The sequence below is a fragment of the Xenorhabdus sp. PB61.4 genome, from assembly GCF_963894935.1.
Taxonomy (GTDB): domain Bacteria; phylum Pseudomonadota; class Gammaproteobacteria; order Enterobacterales; family Enterobacteriaceae; genus Xenorhabdus; species Xenorhabdus stockiae.
The window spans coordinates 1-18,134 of sequence record NZ_CAWQJR010000222.1 but is presented as its reverse complement, the minus strand read 5'-3'; the positions used below and the strand labels follow the sequence as shown (position 1 = coordinate 18,134).

Here is an 18,134-nt window from a genome sequence, read left to right as displayed (position 1 = left end):
ACTGCTTTCCCACACGTTGGGTATTTTTGCTAATTTTAAACAAGGTAAAAGTCAACGCGACTGGCTTCAACAATCCAACGTTATAGGATGTTAAAGTCGAGCATCGCGTTAGTATTACCTCCAAACTATATTTTGAAAGCGACAGAAGAATTAAGATTGTGATTATTTAACATCAGGCATTTGCACCCGAACAGAAACAAATCGGCCATCAGGAATATCGATTAAATCACCGTCAGAGTAGCCTTCACGTATATTTCTGGCGAAAGCAGGGGCATCTGAGTGTTCACGGTGGTAGGTCATTAATTTGATAGAGCCATCAGGTAGAACCTCATGGTTGACCCAAACTATTGGCAGATCGTTCTGACAGTGTGGGATATCGATGCTACTTACCGCTTCATCATTACTGAATCCTTTAACGCCTTTAATGAGGTAAGTGCCTTGTGATAAACGTTCAGCGGTGGCTCCTTCTGATTTGTCGTTGGTGGTGAATTTGCCATCAGATTGGATAAGAATATTGGGGGCACTCTGCCGAATATAACCACTGTCATCGTGATGACAGTTGGAGTCTAATATCAAAAATTGTCGCCAATCTTTAAAATCACTATCCCATGATTCTCTAGTTCGTATCCATGCAACATTCTGGTACGCATTAAACGCTAATTGTGTCGGCCATTGAGCAAACCCCATTGATAAAACTTTTAACGCCCCATCCCCAGAAGGAGCATCGGAAGGGAGAGGAGCATTCGCCTTGCTATAAAAGCCTGTTTTTCCAGCCAAACTGGCGATAGACTGGCCCGAGGACAATTCAACGCTGTCCCCTCCTAATCCATAGTCACCGACCCTCAACACATTACTCAATCCAATATTATTCACAAACGCTGCTTTATCCGGAATATCTGCTCCATTCTGATTCTTAGCTAGCCTATTTTCGGCATTGCTATTTGCATTAATAGCATTATTGTTTGCGGTGCTGGCTAGATCGTATGTTTTCTTAATAGTTTTAGAGGTTGCGGCGGTTAGTTCACTGTCACTGTCTGTTTCATTACTTAAAGTAACGAATCCCGGTTCTACGTGGGTTGCGTAAGGGTGATTACGGCTTGCCGCATGTTCTGCAATAGCTTCTTTGACATATTCCGGTGTTGCAACGATCACGAGATTACTCTCGTCTGAGACAGGTACATCAGGTTTCTTATCTTGCATATTCATTCCCTCATTTAATCAACAATACACATTGCTAAATAACATGAAGGCGGTGGGAGACTTCTCCGCCGGTGAACATCAATAAAAGGGTTCATCAATACTGGAGAATAGGGCTTGACTAATATTTGATAGGTAATGTTTGTTGGCAGGATGACATAAAATGACAGGCGGGGAATTAATGAATTTTATCAGGTGACTGCTGAAATTTGGTGAAAATTTCATCTTTGACTGATTGATATTTTTTATTTTTGGCAACTTATGTACAGCATAACTACTTATCGATTTTTGTGGGTGTTATACCTATACACCAACACAATGGAGGATTGATGAGTAGTGCAGAGTTAATCAAGCGCCTGATGGCTGACGGTTGGGTAAAGGTGAGACAAGACGGTAGTCATGTCACTCTGACCAAATCGGGAGTCAGAGAGATAATCACCGTACCGCATCCGAGAAAAGATTCGTCATAAGGGGATTCTCCGACAGGCACAGAAAAATTCAGGAAATAATTAAGGAGCGGACATACCGCTCCTTCTCTGCGCTACTCATCATCCTATGACGAGGTAATATTATGATTTATCCGCTCTTTATTTTTAAAACAGAAGAGGGTTTTGACGGTTATTTTCCTGATGCTGACGGCTGTTTTTTCGCTGGCAACACGTTAGAAGAGACTATCCGTGATGCTGAAAGTGCTTTCGGTCAGCATATGGAGGTTTTAACTGAGCAAGGAGGATATGTCCCAGCGCCGAAAGACCCATCTGAGTACATCAATGATCCACGCTTAACGGAAGATGGCGGGATGATTGCATTGATTGAACTAGACCCCGCGAAATATGAATCAAAGGCGATTAAATTCAATCTGACGATGCCTGGCAATTTGTTAACCGCGATAGATCGCTACATTGAGAGAAACGGTCACTATAAAAACCGTTCTGCTTTTTTAGCTGAATTGGCACGTAAAGAAATTGCACACTCCTAAATTGAGCCGCGTAATGCGGCTTTTTTAATTCTTAATCATGTTTCACTTTTATTTTTCATCAGTTCACCAAACTTATCATGAAGTGATTTCGGATACAGTTCTGTATAAACTTGCCAAAGTACATTCAAAGATCGGTGTCCAGTCACTTGGGCAACTTCCTCAATTGAAAAACCAGCCTCAAAAAGACGGCTAGCACCTTCTCTTCGCATGTCGTGATATCGAATATCTTCTATCCCCAGAGCATTACGAACTCGTTGAAATCCAGCAGATACGCTTCTAGGGTTATAGGGAAATATTAATTCTCCCTTTTTGGGCTGACGCTGCACTATTTCCCATGCTTCACCTAGGAGTGGAACTGACATGTGATTGCCTGCCTTTTTCCTCGGATCTTTCCTATCCCTTACAATGACTGACTTTTGTTTCTCATTAATATCATCCCACCTGATTTTGCAGATCTCACCTATACGCATACAGCTGAGAATAGAAAAATTTAAAATATCCAAGTATGGAATATGGGCAGCCCTATGATCTGCGCGTTTACGTAGTCCTTCTATTAATCTATCAAGTTCATCATTAACAGGACGACGACTGCGGCGGTTTGATTTTCCAATCAACCCCATTTTTATCAATAATGGCCTAGCTTCATGCGAAGGATTTGACGTGTAATTTATGCCATAAACAGGCTTGGCAGATGCTATAACAGAGGTTAAGTAGCTAACATCATGATTAATTGTTGCTGGAGATGCTCCACTTTCCATTCTGTAGCGGCAATGATCAATAACATGGCTTTCTGATAATTCAGATAAGTATATACTTGCGATATGACAATCCATCAGCATGTTTAACACATACTTTTTTGTTCTTCCTGCTTTTCCCCCTAAGTTGGGATCGTGGATATATTTATACAATAAATCCCTTACAGTTATACCGGCAGTATCGCCACTTGAGGGAATTCCGCTTTCCTCCAGTTCCGCTGCCCGTTTAGCCCCCCAACTTTTGGCTTGAGACATCTTACCAAATGTTTTCGTTTCACGATGAAGATGCTTGCCGCCTTCTTTTATACCAGCTGTGCAGCGATATCTTATAGTGCCATCAGCGCGAGGGCGCTTCACTATGTTATAATAGGCCATGATTTACCTCTCAGGCACCAGTACACCATTGGGTGTGGTGTACTGGATGGTGTACCGATAAACCGAAAATAGCCTAAAACGTATTAAAATGCACGAAAATAGAAAAACAGAAAAACCTGTAGTAAGCAGTATAACAAAGGAAAGTTCAGGAAAATTCAAACCTTCCCGCTTCTCCGTTGCGCCGATGCTGGATTGGACGGATCGTCATTGTCGATACTTCCATCGCCTGCTAAGTAAAGAAGCTTTGCTTTACACTGAAATGGTCACTACAGGTGCGATTATTCACGGTAAAGGAAATTATCTGGCTTATAACGAGCAAGAGCATCCATTAGCACTACAATTGGGCGGTAGTGAGCCTCAGGCGCTGGCGCAGTGTGCTAAGATCGCGCAGGAACGTGGTTACGATGAAATCAACCTGAATGTTGGTTGTCCGTCTGATCGTGTACAAAATGGTCGTTTTGGTGCCTGTCTGATGGGGGACGCTACATTGGTTGCGGATTGCGTCAAAGCAATGCAGGATGTGGTGGATATCCCAGTAACAGTAAAAACTCGTATCGGTATTGATGAACAGGATAGTTACGAGTTCCTGTGCGATTTTATTGATACTGTTGTGCAAAAAAGCGCCTGTAATAATTTTGTTATCCATGCGCGCAAGGCGTGGTTATCTGGTTTGAGTCCTAAAGAAAACCGCGAAATTCCACCGCTGGATTATCCACGAGTCTATCAACTGAAAAAAGATTTTCCACAACTGACGCTTTCTATTAATGGTGGAATTAAGACTTTGGAAGAAGCGAAACAACATTTGAAACATGTGGATGGTGTGATGATCGGACGTGAAGCCTATCAGAATCCATCGATTCTGGCGCATGTGGATCGTGAATTATTCGACCAAAACGCTCAAGTAACGAATACGGTAGATGCGGTTAAAGCTCTTTATCCTTATATCGAGCAGGAATTGTCAAACGGTACTTATTTAGGCCACATTACCCGCCATATTCTGGGCATTTTTCAGGGTATTCCCGGCGCACGCCAATGGCGTCGTCATCTGAGCGAAAATGCACATAAACCAGGTTCGGATATTATGGTCGTTGAAAAAGCACTGGAAATGGTAACAGAGCGGATGTGATCCGCTCAGGTATTTTAGAAATTACGGGATTAATAAGCTGGAACCGTGAGTTGCGCGGCTTTCAAGTATCTGGTGTGCCCTGACCGCCTCGCTTAGTGGAAATTTTTGGTTTTCTGGCACATCGACTTTGATTTTTCCATTGGCAATGAAGTCAAATAGTGTTTTGCTCGCTTCTGCTAACTCTTCCCGCGTAGTGATATATCCGTGAATAGAAGGGCGGGTAAGGAATAGCGAACCTTTCTGGTTGAGAAGCCCGACATTTACACCGGTTACTGCGCCCGAAGCGTTTCCGAAACTGACCATCAACCCCCTTGGTGCTAGCGAATCAAGTGAATCCAGCCATGTAGCCTGACCGACGGAATCATAAACGACATCAACTTTTTGCCCGTTGGTAAGTTCCAAAACGCGTTCCACAATATTTTCACGATTATAATTGATGGCCTGCCACGCGCCTGCGTTTTGAGCAAGGCGAGCTTTTTCATCTGAACCAACGGTGCCAATCAATTTTGCACCTAATGCTTTTGCCCACTGGCAGGCAATCAACCCCACCCCACCTGCTGCTGCATGAAACAGAAAAGTTTCACCTTCAAGAATCTTATATGTCTGATAGAAAAGGTAATAAACTGTCAGCCCTTTCAAAAGGGAAGCGGCTGCCTGCTCAAATGAAATAGTATCAGGAAGAATAGTTAACTTGTTGGCAGGGACATTATGTACTTCACTATATGCACCCAGACCGGATTGAGCATACGCTACACGATCCCCGATTTTGATGTATGACACATTCGAGCCAACTTTTGTGACAATTCCGGCAGCTTCAGTGCCTAACCCACTGGGAAGGCTTGCTGTTGGGTAAAGCCCACTGCGGACATAAGTATCAATATAATTAATTCCGATGGCTTTATTTTCAACTTGGACTTCATCAGGCGCAGGGTCAACAGGGGTAAATTCACTATATTTGAGTACTTCTGGGCCGCCGGTGGCGGAAAATATGATGTGTTTTGCCATGGTTGCTCTCTTATCATTCTGGAAATATTGGGAACAGCCTCGCACGTTTGCAAAGAAATCGCTGCAAACAGCGTAAATGTATCTGAAATCATTGCAGACTATATATAATTACTCAAGGTTGTTTTCATGGCGTATACTGATGCGCTATTTCGTTCTTGTTTAGTGGATTGATGTACTACATGGCTGGAAGAAAACCAACTAACAACAGTATGGCTGAACCAAAAGATCGCCAAGTGGAAGGGCTGAAACTTCCACCACACTCTTTGGAAGCAGAGCAATCCGTGTTGGGCGGTTTGATGCTGGATAATGAACGTTGGGATAACGTATCCGAGCGTGTCACCAGTAATGATTTTTTCAGCCGCCCACATCGACGTATTTTTTCTGAAATGCAGCGTTTGCTTGAAACAGGCAAACCTATTGACTTGATTACATTATCAGAATCTCTGGAGTTAAATGGGGAGCTGGATAATGTCGGTGGTTTTGGCTATCTGGCAGAATTGTCAAAAAATACGCCAAGTGCCGCAAATATCAATGCTTATGCAGATATTGTCCGTGAACGTGCTGTCGTTCGCGATATGATTGCGGTTGCTAATGAAATCGCCGATGCAGGATATGACCCACAAGGGCGAACCAGTGAAGAATTGTTGGATCTGGCGGAATCTCGTGTATTCCAGATAGCAGAAACCCGGGCAAGTAAAGATGAAGGCCCGAAAGGTATTGAACAAATCCTTGAAGAAACCGTTGAGCGCATTGAGCAGCTTTATCAGCGTCCACATGATGGCGTAACGGGAGTTTCCACGGGCTATCAAGATCTGGATAAGAAAACGGCGGGTCTGCAAAAATCAGACTTGATCATCGTTGCAGCACGTCCTTCGATGGGTAAAACAACTTTTGCGATGAACTTGTGTGAAAACGCAGCGATGATGCAGGATAAACCGGTTCTGATTTTCAGTCTGGAGATGCCCGGTAATCAGATCATGATGCGTATGCTGGCGTCGCTTTCCCGTGTAGATCAGACGCGTATTCGAACGGGTCAGCTTGATGATGAGGACTGGGCCCGAATTTCCAGCACCATGGGGATTTTGCTGGAAAAACGCAATATGTATATTGATGATTCATCCGGCCTGACTCCTACTGAAGTGCGCTCCCGAGCAAGAAGAGTTTTCCGCGAACATGGCGGGCTTAGCATGATCATGATCGACTACCTGCAGTTAATGCGAGTGCCTTCCCTCTCCGATAACCGAACACTGGAAATTGCAGAAATATCCCGTTCCCTCAAAGCGTTGGCGAAAGAATTACAGGTGCCGGTTGTGGCTCTCTCTCAGCTTAACCGTAGTCTGGAGCAGCGCGCTGATAAGCGTCCGGTGAACTCTGACCTGCGTGAATCAGGCTCTATCGAGCAGGATGCTGATTTAATCATGTTTATCTATCGTGATGAGGTATATCACGATAACAGTGAACTGAAAGGTGTAGCGGAAATTATCCTTGGTAAACAGCGTAACGGCCCAATCGGTACGGTAAGGCTGACATTCAACGGTCAATGGTCGCGATTTGATAACTATGCTGGGCCAAGCTATAGCGATGAATAACCCAGTTTAAAAATAAACCTATTTATCCAAACCAATTGATTGGAAGAAAGTATAAAAAAGGGGAAAAAATGAAAGCGGCAACTGCTGTTATCGACCGCCGCGCTCTGCGACACAACCTGCAACAGGTTCGGGTGAAAGCTCCTGACAGTAAAATCATTGCAGTTGTGAAAGCAAACGCCTATGGACATGGTTTATTGGAAACTGCGTATACGATGGAAAGCGCAGATTGTTTTGGTGTTGCACGAATAGGGGAAGCTCTGGCTCTGCGTAGTGGTGGGGTTATCAAACCCATTCTGCTACTGGAAGGTTTTTTGGGGGCATCTGACTTACCTATTTTGGTTGTCAATCATATTGAAACCGTAGTGCACAGTATTGAACAGCTGGAAGCTCTGGAACAAGCTGATTTACCTCACCCAATTAAAGTATGGATGAAATTGGATACGGGAATGCACCGTCTTGGCGTTCGTATTGATGAAGCAGAAGATTTTTACCAACGTTTGAGCCGTTGCCGTAATATTGAACAGCCTGTGAATATTATTAGCCACTTTAGTCAGGCAGATGAACCTCTGGTGGATACTACTCATCAGCAGATTGAGCAATTTAAGTTATTTGTTGCAGATAAAGCGGGTGAAAAATCCATTTCAGCATCCGGCGGAATTCTGCTGTGGCCACAGGCACATCTGGACTGGGTTCGCCCCGGCATTATGATGTATGGCGCATCACCAATGGCAGATAAGACCGCGGATGATTTCAGTTTAATGCCCGCAATGACATTGAAATCCAGCTTAATCGCTGTACGTAAACACAAAGCGGGTGAAGCGGTAGGTTACGGCGGCACTTGGATCAGTGAACGTGATACCAATTTAGGCGTTGTAGCGATCGGATATGGTGATGGTTACCCCCGCAGTGCATTATCGGGTACACCGGTATTTATTAATGGGCGTAAAGTCTCCCTTGTTGGGCGGGTATCCATGGATATGATCACGGTAGATTTAGGACCGGACTGTCAGGATAAAGTGGGTGATGATGTTATCCTCTGGGGTAAAGTCCTGCCAGTGGAAAAAGTCGCCGAATATACAGGGATTAGTGCCTATGAACTCATCACAAAATTAACTTCACGCGTTGCGATGGAATATCTGGACGAATAATCGGGTTCAGTTATATTGTCTGTTACCGTGTCTTTAATATCATTTAGGTAATAGAGGTATAACATCGTGTTCCAGAATGTTGATGCTTACGCAGGTGATCCTATTCTTTCGTTATCGGAAGCGTTTAAAAAAGATCCCCGCCCAGAAAAGGTTAACTTGAGCATTGGGCTTTATTACGATGAGCAGGGTATAACTCCCCAATTGCAGGCTGTTGCAACCGCAGAAGAACAAATAAGTACTCTGCCACAGTCTGCTTCTCTTTATCTTCCAATGGAAGGTTTAATGGCTTACCGGCTGGCAGTTCAGGAATTATTATTCGGTAAAGATCATTTAATATTGCAGCAAAATCGCATTGCAACTATCCAGACAGTCGGCGGGTCAGGGGCACTGAAAGTCGGTGCTGACTTTTTGCATCGTTATTTTCCTGATTCTGAAGTATGGTGCAGTGACCCTACATGGGAAAACCATGCTTCAATATTCTCTGGGGCAGGGATAAAAGTAAATTATTACCCTTACTTTGATGATAAAACCAAAGGGGTAAAATTTGATGAAATGCTGGCAACGTTCCGGCAATTACCAGCAAAAAGTATTATCTTGATGCACCCTTGTTGCCATAATCCAACAGGGTCTGATCTGACGAATGACCAATGGGATCAGGTCATTCAGGTAGTTAAAGAGCAAAAGTTAATCCCATTTCTTGATATCGCTTATCAGGGATTTGCTGAAGGCATTGAAGAAGATGTTTATGCAATTAGGGCGATGGCGAGTGCGGAACTACCTTGCTTTGTCAGTAATTCATTCTCAAAAATATTTTCCTTATATGGCGAGCGCGTTGGTGGTTTATCGGTTATTTGCGACGATGAAGAAACGAAAGAATGTGTCTTGGGGCAGCTAAAAGCCTGCGTACGTCGTATTTATTCCAGTCCGCCTAATTTTGGCGGTCAGGTTGTGGCGAGAGTATTAGCTGATCCATTACTGAGGGAACAGTGGCTGAGAGAAGTTGAACAGATGCGTTTGCGTATTCGGGAAATGCGAACTGTGCTGGTATCTGCATTGAAAGAAGCATTACCGGAGAAAAACTTTGATCATTTGCTTAAACAGCGTGGCATGTTCAGTTATACCGGATTTAGCACTGAACAGGTTGTTCGTCTGCGTGAAGAATTTGCTGTTTATCTGATTGAATCCGGCCGGGTTTGTATGGCGGGTGTGAATCATCATAATGTACAACGTGTTGTTGAAGCATTTGTGGCTGTGAGTCGTTAGGTATTCACTATGTGCCCAATAGATATCGAGTTGCACCGTAGCTAACTAGAGAGGCAACTCGAAATACGATATGTATAGTCCCTTGTTCTGGTATTGAATAAGGGATTTTTTCTGATGTAATAGATATCACTAATTAAAATGATAATAGTAGATTTTTATCTGTTATTTTATGATTATAAATTAATTATTGTATTAATTTATAATCACTTTCTATATAGTAGCGGGCATTCTGCTGTTTTTTATTCACTTCTATTAAATATATCTGAATATTATATCTGGTCTTTTAATTTAAGATATTCATCTACCGGGAATAAAGAAAATGTAATGCTAACTCTTAAACTCTTTCACTAAAGATTGAGATAAATATTAATCTGTAAAAGCGTAATTCGCTTTTATTGGGATAATTTAAAAGAGCTAAAGCATTATGGATATGCAATCAAGAAAGTACGGTAGAACGTTTCATTATCCGTTTTCTCCGGGTACCACCAGTGATGATCGTATTAATCATGACTGGTGGCAGGATATACACAACATTACTCATCTTATTCACACCGAAAAGTTAGATGGTGAAAATAACTGTCTGAATCAGCACGGTGTCTTTGCTCGTTCTCATGCTGCGCCAACGCAATCTGCATGGACACAACAAATCCGTCAGCGCTGGCAATTAATGAAGGGCGATCTCGGTAATATCGAGATTTTTGGCGAGAATCTGTATGCGATTCATTCTATTGAGTATCGGCATCTTGAAGAATATTTCTTTGTTTTTGCTGTGCGTATGAAAGATATGTGGCTGAGTTGGGAAGAAGTAAAGTTTTACGCTGATTTATTTGATTTTCCCACTATTCCGGAAATAGTTATTCCTGAAACACGGAATGAATCTGCATTTATTGACAATATTATTCAAACAGCAAAACAAGAAAGTTATTTCTCTTCATGGGATACAAAAACAAAACAGTCTTGCTCAATGGAAGGGATCGTCAGCCGTAATGCAGGTGAATATTCAGTTACTGATTTTTCACACAATGTCTTTAAATATGTACGTAAAAATCATGTGAAAACCGATATTCACTGGAAGCGACACTGGCAACGGGCACCCCTCTACTTTGAATATATGAATGGAGATAGATAATGAACTGGTTATTCAGTGAAAATAAAACATGGCATTATTTATCTGACACATTCTCTTTTATCGCGGATATGAGTGGCGTTCAGCAGGATCCTATTCATCATGCCGAAGGTGATGTTGCCATTCATACACAAATGGTATTGTCTGCGCTGGTGCAATTGCCTGAGTATCAAGCACTGGAGCAAGAAGAGCAGGAAATTCTCTGGGCGTCGGCTTTATTGCATGATGTGGAAAAGCGAAGTACTACGCGGATAGACTTAGATGGGCGAATTATTTCCCCCGGCCATGCCCGTAAAGGTGAATTAACTGTCAGGCAGATTTTGTTTCAGCAAGTAGCGACGCCATTTGCGATACGTGAACAAGTGGCTGCTTTGGTTCGTTTTCATGGCTTGCCATTATGGCTGATGGAGAAACCTGAGCCACAGAAAGCTCTGCTGGCAGCGTCGCTGCGTGTTGATACTTATCTATTAGCTTTGTTGGCAAAAGCGGATGTTTTAGGGCGAGAGTGTCATGATTCGCAGGAGCTGCTGGAACGCATAGATCTGTTTGAACTTTATTGTCGTGAGCAAAATTGTTGGCGTAATGCACGGCAATTTCCTTCGTCAGAAGCCCGTTTTCATTATTTTTCTACAGAAAGTGAACAGCCGGATTATCAGCCTTACGATAATTATGGCAGTCAGGTCATTCTATTATGTGGATTGCCGGGCATGGGAAAGGATCATTTTATCCGCCAATATTATCCAGAAAGAGCTGTTATTAGTCTGGATAATATTCGCCGTCAGCATCAAATAAGTCCGGAAGATAAAAATGCTACTGGTTGGGTTGTGCAACAGGCGAAAAAACAGGCCAGAGAAAAATTGCGTAACCAGCAGGACTTTATCTGGAATGCGACTAATCTAACAGTGCAAATACGTCAGCAAATTATCAAGTTATTTGTCAGTTACAACGCGAGAGTTAAGATTGTTTATATCGAACAGGGGCATAAACAGTGGCGGCAGCAAAATAACCATCGCCAATATGTCGTTCCGGATAAAGTGATGGACAGAATGCTTTCCAAGCTGGAAGTGCCTACTCCTGAAGAAGCACATGAAGTTTGTTATTTTATCAACGGATTATTAATATCGGGATAAGTTGTTGCTGAGTTCCCTTTGGTAGAATAGGAGAAGGCTAAGTGTATCAGCCTTCTTTTTTCTATAACGATAACAAACAGTTATTTCTGTAATAACTGATAAAATGTCGGGTTATCATCACATTGCCCGCTACCGCATTCCAGAATGGTAGAAACCAGATTCGCGGCGATTAAAATAGCGAATAATCCCATAGCAAGTTTGCCGAGTATATGCGGTGAAGATTTTACTGGATCATGGTTACCTGCTTTCAAAGGCATAATGACAGCAATAGCGATAATAGTAAGAATGGACATAACCGCTGCCCAAGTATAGAAGTGCAACCCAAGGAAAGTGGAACCATATCCTGTATCTCCCGGCAGGATATGCAAAGAAACCTGACGCATGGCAACAAAGCCGGTTACGATACAGCCTATTAGAGAGAAGCTGTAGTGAGCATTTTTGACACCTAAATAAATATTAAATAGAAAGCCAAAGCCGATCATAATGATGCCTGCACGTTGTAACAGACATAATGGGCAAGGAAGTTCAAAACGTGCCAGCTGATAATAAAAAGCGACAGTTAAAATGACACAGATGCCAAACAAACCAAGAATATTCAAGGTAATAGCTGGATTGAGGTTGCGAGATGCTGACATAGAATTACTCATTACGGCCTCCGGTTAAAAAGAAAGATTCAGTGCATCAGTAGCATGATATTTAAACCAAAATACCGTGATGATTAATAAGGCAAACCAAAGTGCATAAGTGAGTTTTTTCTTGCCAGCCACGACAGTGATAATAATAACTAGCGCAATCAAAAATGGTAAAAACATATACATATTTAATCTCCATTATAAGTTCATAGAATATGTTATATCATTATGGAATAATTGCACATCTAATATGATTACTCATATCTGTTAAATGCAATGATGAAGTCAATGTAAGAATAGTTCACTGATATAATTAAGTTTATTATTATTCTAAATACATAGATGAAGGTATCTTAGGTATTAGAAAATATTAACTTAAAAAAAACCTCCCACAGAAGAGAGGTTTTTTATTGATTGTCATCTTGAATATAACATTAATTATTATTAAGTATTCCTTTCAGGAAACGTGCAGTATGAGAGTTTTTACACTTCGCAACTTCTTCTGGCGTTCCTGCTACTAATATTTCACCACCACCGCTGCCGCCTTCCGGGCCAAGGTCGACAATCCAGTCCGAAGTTTTAATCACATCCAGATTATGCTCGATAACAACAATGGTATTTCCCTGATCCCGCAGTTGATGCAGGACAGCCAGTAACTGTTGAATATCGGCAAAATGTAACCCGGTCGTTGGTTCATCAAGAATATAGAGTGTCTGGCCTGTACCCCGTTTGGATAATTCGCGTGCTAATTTAACCCGCTGGGCTTCACCACCTGAAAGGGTAGTAGCGGATTGCCCAAGCCGGATATAGGAGAGACCGACATCTATCAGTGTTTGTAATTTACGGGCAAGGGCTGGAACTGCATCGAAAAACTCACGTGCTTCTTCGATAGTCATATTCAGCACTTCATTAATATTCTTGCCCTTGTATTTAATTTCCAGTGTTTCACGGTTATAGCGCTTCCCTTTACAATGATCACAGGGAACATAAATATCAGGCAGGAAATGCATTTCAACCTTAATGACCCCGTCACCCTGACAGGCCTCACAGCGCCCACCTTTGACATTGAAACTAAAACGCCCCGGAGTATAACCACGAGTACGGGATTCAGGCACACCGGCAAACAATTCTCTTACTGGGGTAAATACCCCGGTATAAGTGGCCGGGTTTGAGCGGGGTGTTCTGCCGATAGGGCTTTGGTCAATATCAATGACTTTGTCGAAATGTTCCAGACCCTGAATATCCACATAAGGCGCTGGATTGATGTTGGTAGCACCGTTTAACTGGCGTTGTGCAATTGGGAATAACGTATCGTTGATTAATGTCGATTTACCGGAGCCTGAAACCCCAGTGACACATGTAAACAAGCCAACGGGCAGGTTTAATGTCACTTTTTTCAGATTATTGCCTTTTGCGCCAATCAATTTCAGCATTTTGTCAGGATCAGCAACAATACGCTGTTCCGGGATGGCAATCTTACGCTCACCACTCAGGAATTTTCCTGTGAGAGATTCCTTACTTGCCATAATGTTATCGATAGAACCTTCAGCAACAACCTCACCGCCATGTACACCCGCTCCCGGCCCGATATCAATAATATGATCGGCAGCACGGATGGCATCTTCATCATGCTCAACGACAATAACGGTATTACCCAGATTACGCAGATGCAGCAACGTCTCCAATAAGCGCTCATTATCACGTTGGTGGAGACCAATAGAAGGCTCATCCAGCACATACATCACACCAACCAGACCGGCACCAATCTGACTTGCCAGACGGATACGCTGAGCCTCACCACCGGAAAGAGTTTCAGCTGAGCGGGAAAGAGTCAGATAATTCAGGCCAACATTCACCAGAAATTTCAGGCGATCACCGATCTCCTTCAGCACTTTCTCGGCAATCTTTGCGCGCTGGCCACTTAATTTGATGTTCTGGAAAAACTCCATCGCGTGGCCGATGCTGAAATCAGAAATCTGTGGCAGGGTCGTATTTTCAATAAAGACAAAACGTGCTTCTTTGCGTAGCCGGGTGCCTTCACACGAAATACAGGAACGATTACTGATATATTTGGCTAACTCTTCCCGTACAGCAGAAGATTCGGTCTCTTTATAGCGGCGCTCCATATTGTGCAGAACACCTTCAAATGGGTGCTTGCGGACAGTGATATCGCCACGATCATTGGTATATCTGAACTCGATGGTTTCTTTGCCTGAGCCATATAAAACGGCTTTTTTAATGGAAGCATTTAATTCATCAAACGGTGTTTCTATATCAAATTTGTAATGATCTGCCAGCGATTTCAGCATCTGAAAGTAATAAAAATTACGGCGATCCCATCCACGGATTGCGCCACCGGCGAGGGAAATACCGCCATTTTGTACAACACGATCAGGATCGAAGAATTGCTGGACACCTAAACCATCACAAGTCGAACAGGCTCCGGCAGGGTTGTTGAAAGAAAACAGGCGTGGTTCCAGTTCGCTCATGCTGTAGCCACACATTGGGCAGGCGAAATTAGCGGAGAAAATAAGCTCTTCAGCCTTATCATCATCCATATTGGCGACAACCGCCGTACCGCCAGAAAGCTCTAATGCTGTCTCAAAAGATTCTGCCAGACGCTGAGCTAAATCAGAGCGTACTTTGAAACGGTCGATGACGACTTCAATCGTATGTTTTTTCTGTAATTCCAGTTTGGGAGGATCGGAAAGGTCACACACTTCACCATCAATACGGGCACGGATATAACCTTGTGCTGCAAGATTATCCAACAGCTTGGAATGTTCCCCTTTACGCTCTTTAACCACGGGGGCAAGTAACATCAGGCGTTGGCCTTCCGGCAGCATCAGTACATTATCTACCATCTGGCTGATTGTTTGTGCAGCCAGCGGAATATCATGCTCAGGGCAACGAGGCTCACCGACACGGGCAAACAGCAGGCGGAGATAATCGTGAATTTCGGTAATTGTACCGACAGTTGAACGCGGGTTATGGGAAGTTGATTTCTGTTCAATGGAAATGGCAGGAGACAGGCCTTCAATGTGGTCGACATCCGGTTTTTCCATCAGTGATAAAAACTGGCGGGCATATGCAGAGAGAGACTCTACATAGCGACGCTGACCTTCCGCATACAGTGTATCGAAAGCCAGAGAAGACTTACCGGAGCCAGATAACCCCGTGATGACTATCAGTTTGTCACGGGGGATTACCAGATTGATATTCTTGAGATTATGGGTGCGGGCGCCCCGAACTTCGATGTTATCCATTTACCATTACCCAGATTATATTGATCGTGCTCAACAAATAAACGCGGTATTATTGCACAAACCCTGCTGAATGGATATACAGTATTTAACAGGATTTATGCGTAACCATTACAGTGTATATCAAGCAATTTCGATTGCTATATAGACCGTTTTGAAGGACCAAGTAATGGTTTAAAAAAATTCTCAAGGGTATATGCCCTTTTAATTTCAGTCTGATAAGCGATAGAAAAGGGATGAACATAGGCATCGAATGTGACTGAGGGAAGTGAGCGCAACCAATCTAATTCAAGAAGTTGCTTGAAAGATGGAGGGAATAAAGTACGATGCGCTTCGCAAAGAATTAAGATAACGGGTTTTTATTTAAAGTTAAGCCTCGCATGATAAACTACGTTGCTTATAATTACAGAAGTCCGTTTTTAGCAAAAAATCATTTCATCAGGAGTATTCCGAATGGCCAGCAGAGGCGTAAACAAAGTTATTTTAGTGGGTAATTTGGGGCAGGATCCGGAAGTTCGCTATATGCCGAACGGCGGTGCAGTTGCCAACATTACTCTGGCCACGTCCGAGAGCTGGCGTGATAAGCAAACCGGTGAGATGAGAGAGAAGACCGAATGGCACCGTGTGGTCATGTTCGGCAAACTGGCAGAAGTAGCTGGTGAATACCTGCGTAAAGGTTCTCAGGTCTACATCGAAGGCGCGTTGCAGACTCGCAAATGGCAGGATCAAAGTGGTCAGGATCGTTACACCACTGAAGTCGTGGTTAACCCAATTGGCGGCACAATGCAGATGCTAGGCGGCCGTGGTGGCGCATCACAGGATGCTCCGGCACAAGGCGGCTGGGGCCAGCCACAACAGCCACAGGCATCTCAGCAGTTCAGTGGCGGCGGTGCGCCATCATCTCGTCCGGCACAGTCTCCGGCTCCACAGAGCAATGAGCCACCAATGGATTTTGATGATGATATCCCGTTCTAAGGGATGCCATAGAGTACTTCTATAAAGAAGAGTATTTAACACCCCGTTTTTACGGGGTTTTTTTATCATAATTTATAAAATATATTTATTTTTTGGGTTGACTAGGGTTGGCTTTTTGCAAGTTCATTTTGTATTAATATCACCAGCCAGTAATACGGTGCCATGTTTCCTGTTCCGACGAACCTTGCTTCAGAACCTGATATTGTAAGTGCATGGAGGCGGTTGCACAGGCATGGTTAGGCAGGATACGTAACCTCATACCTACAGGGAAATCTTCTGTTTTCATGCTTGATTCGGAAGGTAATACAATGATGCCATGTTCCTGATTCGTCATCGAGACACATAAATCAGGGTAAGGGTATCCATCCAGATTGCAAACCTGCCCATAACCATAATCTATCGGGCCTTCAGCAGTACCGCGATCTCTGGACATTGCCATCCATCCGGCATCAATCAGAATCCAGCCTTTTTCTTTATTATGACCGATAACGGTTGTCACAACAGACATAGCAATATCATCTAACGTACAGACTCCCACGTTTTTCATGACCAAATCAAAAGTAGAAAAAACGCCAGCCCTTACTTCAGTAATACCAGTCAAATCTTCGACATAGTGTGCAGTTGGTGTAGAACCCACACTCAAAATCGGACAGGCAATACCCGCTTCTCTGATACGTCTGGCGGCTTGCCTAACGGCATCACATTCTGCCTTCGCTGCTGCCTTGAGTTGTTCCCCCGTTCGGCATGAGTAGGATCCTCCTGCATGAGTCAGCAGGCCTGTCAGAGTGGCACCATTGCCGTCAACCATCTTTGCCAGTTTAATGAGTTCATCACTATCTGGCTGGAGCCCGCCCCGATGGTCGTCACAGTCAATTTCAATAAATACGGAAAAGATCACACTATTGGCTTTTGCATATTCAGCTACTGCTAAGGCTTGTTCTGGCGTATCAAGCAGGATGTGAATATTGATCCCTTTATTAAGAAGATTTGCCACACGAGCCAGCTTATGGGGTGCAATACCTACAGCGTACAAAATATTGGTGCAACCCGCTTTAACAAAGCCTTCTGCTTCTGCCAGCGTGGAAACGGTAGCAGGGGATGAAGAGTCTTTCAGAAGATATTTTGCGGCTTCGGGAGAGCGCAGGGTTTTCAGGTGAGGGCGTATCTTACAGCCAAGAAGCCCAATATGTTTATAGAGCCGATCAATATTGCGGATAAAACGTGATTCATCAATTAAAAGGAAAGGAGTTTCAAGTTTACTTAACCAAGCTGGATTTGACATAGCATATCCCCTTTTATAATTTTCAACTAATCAGGTATACACTTCGTCTTTCAAGTTGCCTCTTTGTTGGCTGCGCTCGCTCACCCCAGTCACATAGTTATCTATGCTCCCGGGGATGAACTCCCTTGCCGCCGCGATGCATCTTGAAATCCATTGTGTATAGAACATATTTTTATAATAAATAGTTTGTCATAATGATGAGACTCTTATTTTTCTCATTTCTTTCCAATTCGTTAACGAGGCCCTTTTCAAAAAAATTTTCACATTACGAATAAGCTGCCACATAAAT

The 18,134-nt window shown here is 43.3% G+C and carries 16 protein-coding genes and 1 pseudogene; 10 read left to right on the top strand and 7 right to left on the bottom strand.

The features are described 5' to 3' along the window. A pseudogene (locus AACX68_RS20225) lies at positions 1 to 94 on the top strand (IS982 family transposase); the annotation flags it as partial. Between the two features lie 68 nt (positions 95 to 162). Here the strand turns inward: AACX68_RS20225 and AACX68_RS19645 are convergent. Further along, positions 163 to 1,200: a phage tail fiber protein gene (locus AACX68_RS19645; protein ID WP_228860238.1), complete on the bottom strand. Its 1,038-nt coding sequence runs from the start codon at positions 1,198 to 1,200 to the stop codon at positions 163 to 165. A 326-nt stretch (positions 1,201 to 1,526) separates the two neighbouring features. Here AACX68_RS19645 and AACX68_RS19640 point away from each other — a divergent pair, with 326 nt between their 5' ends. After that, entirely contained in the window at positions 1,527 to 1,667 is a 141-nt protein-coding gene (locus tag AACX68_RS19640) for a type II toxin-antitoxin system HicA family toxin (RefSeq protein WP_370630315.1), read from the top strand. A 101-nt stretch (positions 1,668 to 1,768) separates the two neighbouring features. Continuing rightward, positions 1,769 to 2,176 (top strand): type II toxin-antitoxin system HicB family antitoxin, encoded by a 408-nt coding sequence (locus tag AACX68_RS19635; RefSeq protein ID WP_228860237.1) that lies wholly within the window; start codon positions 1,769 to 1,771, stop codon positions 2,174 to 2,176. 35 nt (positions 2,177 to 2,211) lie between these two features. Here AACX68_RS19635 and AACX68_RS19630 read toward each other — a convergent pair whose 3' ends face one another. Beyond that, positions 2,212 to 3,306: a tyrosine-type recombinase/integrase gene (locus AACX68_RS19630; protein WP_228860236.1), complete on the bottom strand. Its 1,095-nt coding sequence runs from the start codon at positions 3,304 to 3,306 to the stop codon at positions 2,212 to 2,214. An 88-nt stretch (positions 3,307 to 3,394) separates the two neighbouring features. Here AACX68_RS19630 and dusA point away from each other — a divergent pair, with 88 nt between their 5' ends. After that, a complete protein-coding gene (gene dusA, locus AACX68_RS19625; protein WP_228860235.1) occupies positions 3,395 to 4,432 on the top strand; it encodes a tRNA dihydrouridine(20/20a) synthase DusA in 1,038 nt (345 codons plus the stop codon). Positions 4,433 to 4,453: 21 nt separating this feature from the next. Here dusA and AACX68_RS19620 read toward each other — a convergent pair whose 3' ends face one another. Further along, positions 4,454 to 5,437, bottom strand: coding sequence for a quinone oxidoreductase (locus AACX68_RS19620; protein WP_228860234.1), 984 nt, complete (start codon positions 5,435 to 5,437; stop codon positions 4,454 to 4,456). A 179-nt stretch (positions 5,438 to 5,616) separates the two neighbouring features. Here AACX68_RS19620 and dnaB point away from each other — a divergent pair, with 179 nt between their 5' ends. The 5 genes from dnaB to AACX68_RS19595 all read left to right on the top strand — a co-directional run bounded on the left by dnaB (position 5,617) and on the right by AACX68_RS19595 (position 11,693). Continuing rightward, a complete protein-coding gene (dnaB, locus tag AACX68_RS19615) occupies positions 5,617 to 7,026 on the top strand; it encodes a replicative DNA helicase (protein ID WP_099123525.1) in 1,410 nt (469 codons plus the stop codon). 68 nt (positions 7,027 to 7,094) lie between these two features. Continuing rightward, positions 7,095 to 8,174 (top strand): alanine racemase, encoded by a 1,080-nt coding sequence (gene alr, locus AACX68_RS19610; RefSeq protein ID WP_228860233.1) that lies wholly within the window; start codon positions 7,095 to 7,097, stop codon positions 8,172 to 8,174. Between the two features lie 66 nt (positions 8,175 to 8,240). Then, complete coding sequence (locus AACX68_RS19605) at positions 8,241 to 9,437, top strand: amino acid aminotransferase (protein ID WP_228860232.1); 1,197 nt, start codon at positions 8,241 to 8,243, stop codon at positions 9,435 to 9,437. A gap of 424 nt (positions 9,438 to 9,861) precedes the next feature. Beyond that, positions 9,862 to 10,566, top strand: coding sequence for an RNA ligase family protein (locus AACX68_RS19600; RefSeq protein WP_228860231.1), 705 nt, complete (start codon positions 9,862 to 9,864; stop codon positions 10,564 to 10,566). Next, positions 10,566 to 11,693 carry an AAA family ATPase gene (locus tag AACX68_RS19595; protein WP_228860230.1) on the top strand — a complete coding sequence of 376 codons (1,128 nt, stop codon included), beginning with the start codon at positions 10,566 to 10,568 and terminating at the stop codon, positions 11,691 to 11,693. Before AACX68_RS19600 ends, AACX68_RS19595 begins: the two co-directional genes overlap by 1 nt. Before the next feature lie 80 nt (positions 11,694 to 11,773). On the opposite strand, the gene AACX68_RS19590 is transcribed toward AACX68_RS19595, so the two are convergent. From AACX68_RS19590 to uvrA, 3 genes are all read right to left on the bottom strand, one after another. Beyond that, positions 11,774 to 12,340: a disulfide bond formation protein B gene (locus tag AACX68_RS19590; RefSeq protein WP_228860229.1), complete on the bottom strand. Its 567-nt coding sequence runs from the start codon at positions 12,338 to 12,340 to the stop codon at positions 11,774 to 11,776. A 12-nt stretch (positions 12,341 to 12,352) separates the two neighbouring features. Continuing rightward, positions 12,353 to 12,511: a DUF5993 family protein gene (locus AACX68_RS19585; RefSeq protein WP_169926676.1), complete on the bottom strand. Its 159-nt coding sequence runs from the start codon at positions 12,509 to 12,511 to the stop codon at positions 12,353 to 12,355. Positions 12,512 to 12,759: 248 nt separating this feature from the next. Then, a complete protein-coding gene (gene uvrA / locus AACX68_RS19580; protein WP_228860228.1) occupies positions 12,760 to 15,591 on the bottom strand; it encodes an excinuclease ABC subunit UvrA in 2,832 nt (943 codons plus the stop codon). A 450-nt stretch (positions 15,592 to 16,041) separates the two neighbouring features. Between uvrA and ssb1 the strand changes: the two genes are divergently transcribed. Continuing rightward, the gene (gene ssb1, locus AACX68_RS19575) at positions 16,042 to 16,563 is read left to right on the top strand and encodes a single-stranded DNA-binding protein SSB1 (protein ID WP_099123536.1); all 522 of its coding nucleotides are present in this window, start codon (positions 16,042 to 16,044) and stop codon (positions 16,561 to 16,563) included. Positions 16,564 to 16,702: 139 nt separating this feature from the next. Here ssb1 and AACX68_RS19570 read toward each other — a convergent pair whose 3' ends face one another. Next, positions 16,703 to 17,845, bottom strand: a complete 1,143-nt coding sequence (locus AACX68_RS19570; protein ID WP_228860227.1) for a DSD1 family PLP-dependent enzyme — start codon at positions 17,843 to 17,845, stop codon at positions 16,703 to 16,705. Between the last annotated feature and the right edge of the window lie 289 nt (positions 17,846 to 18,134).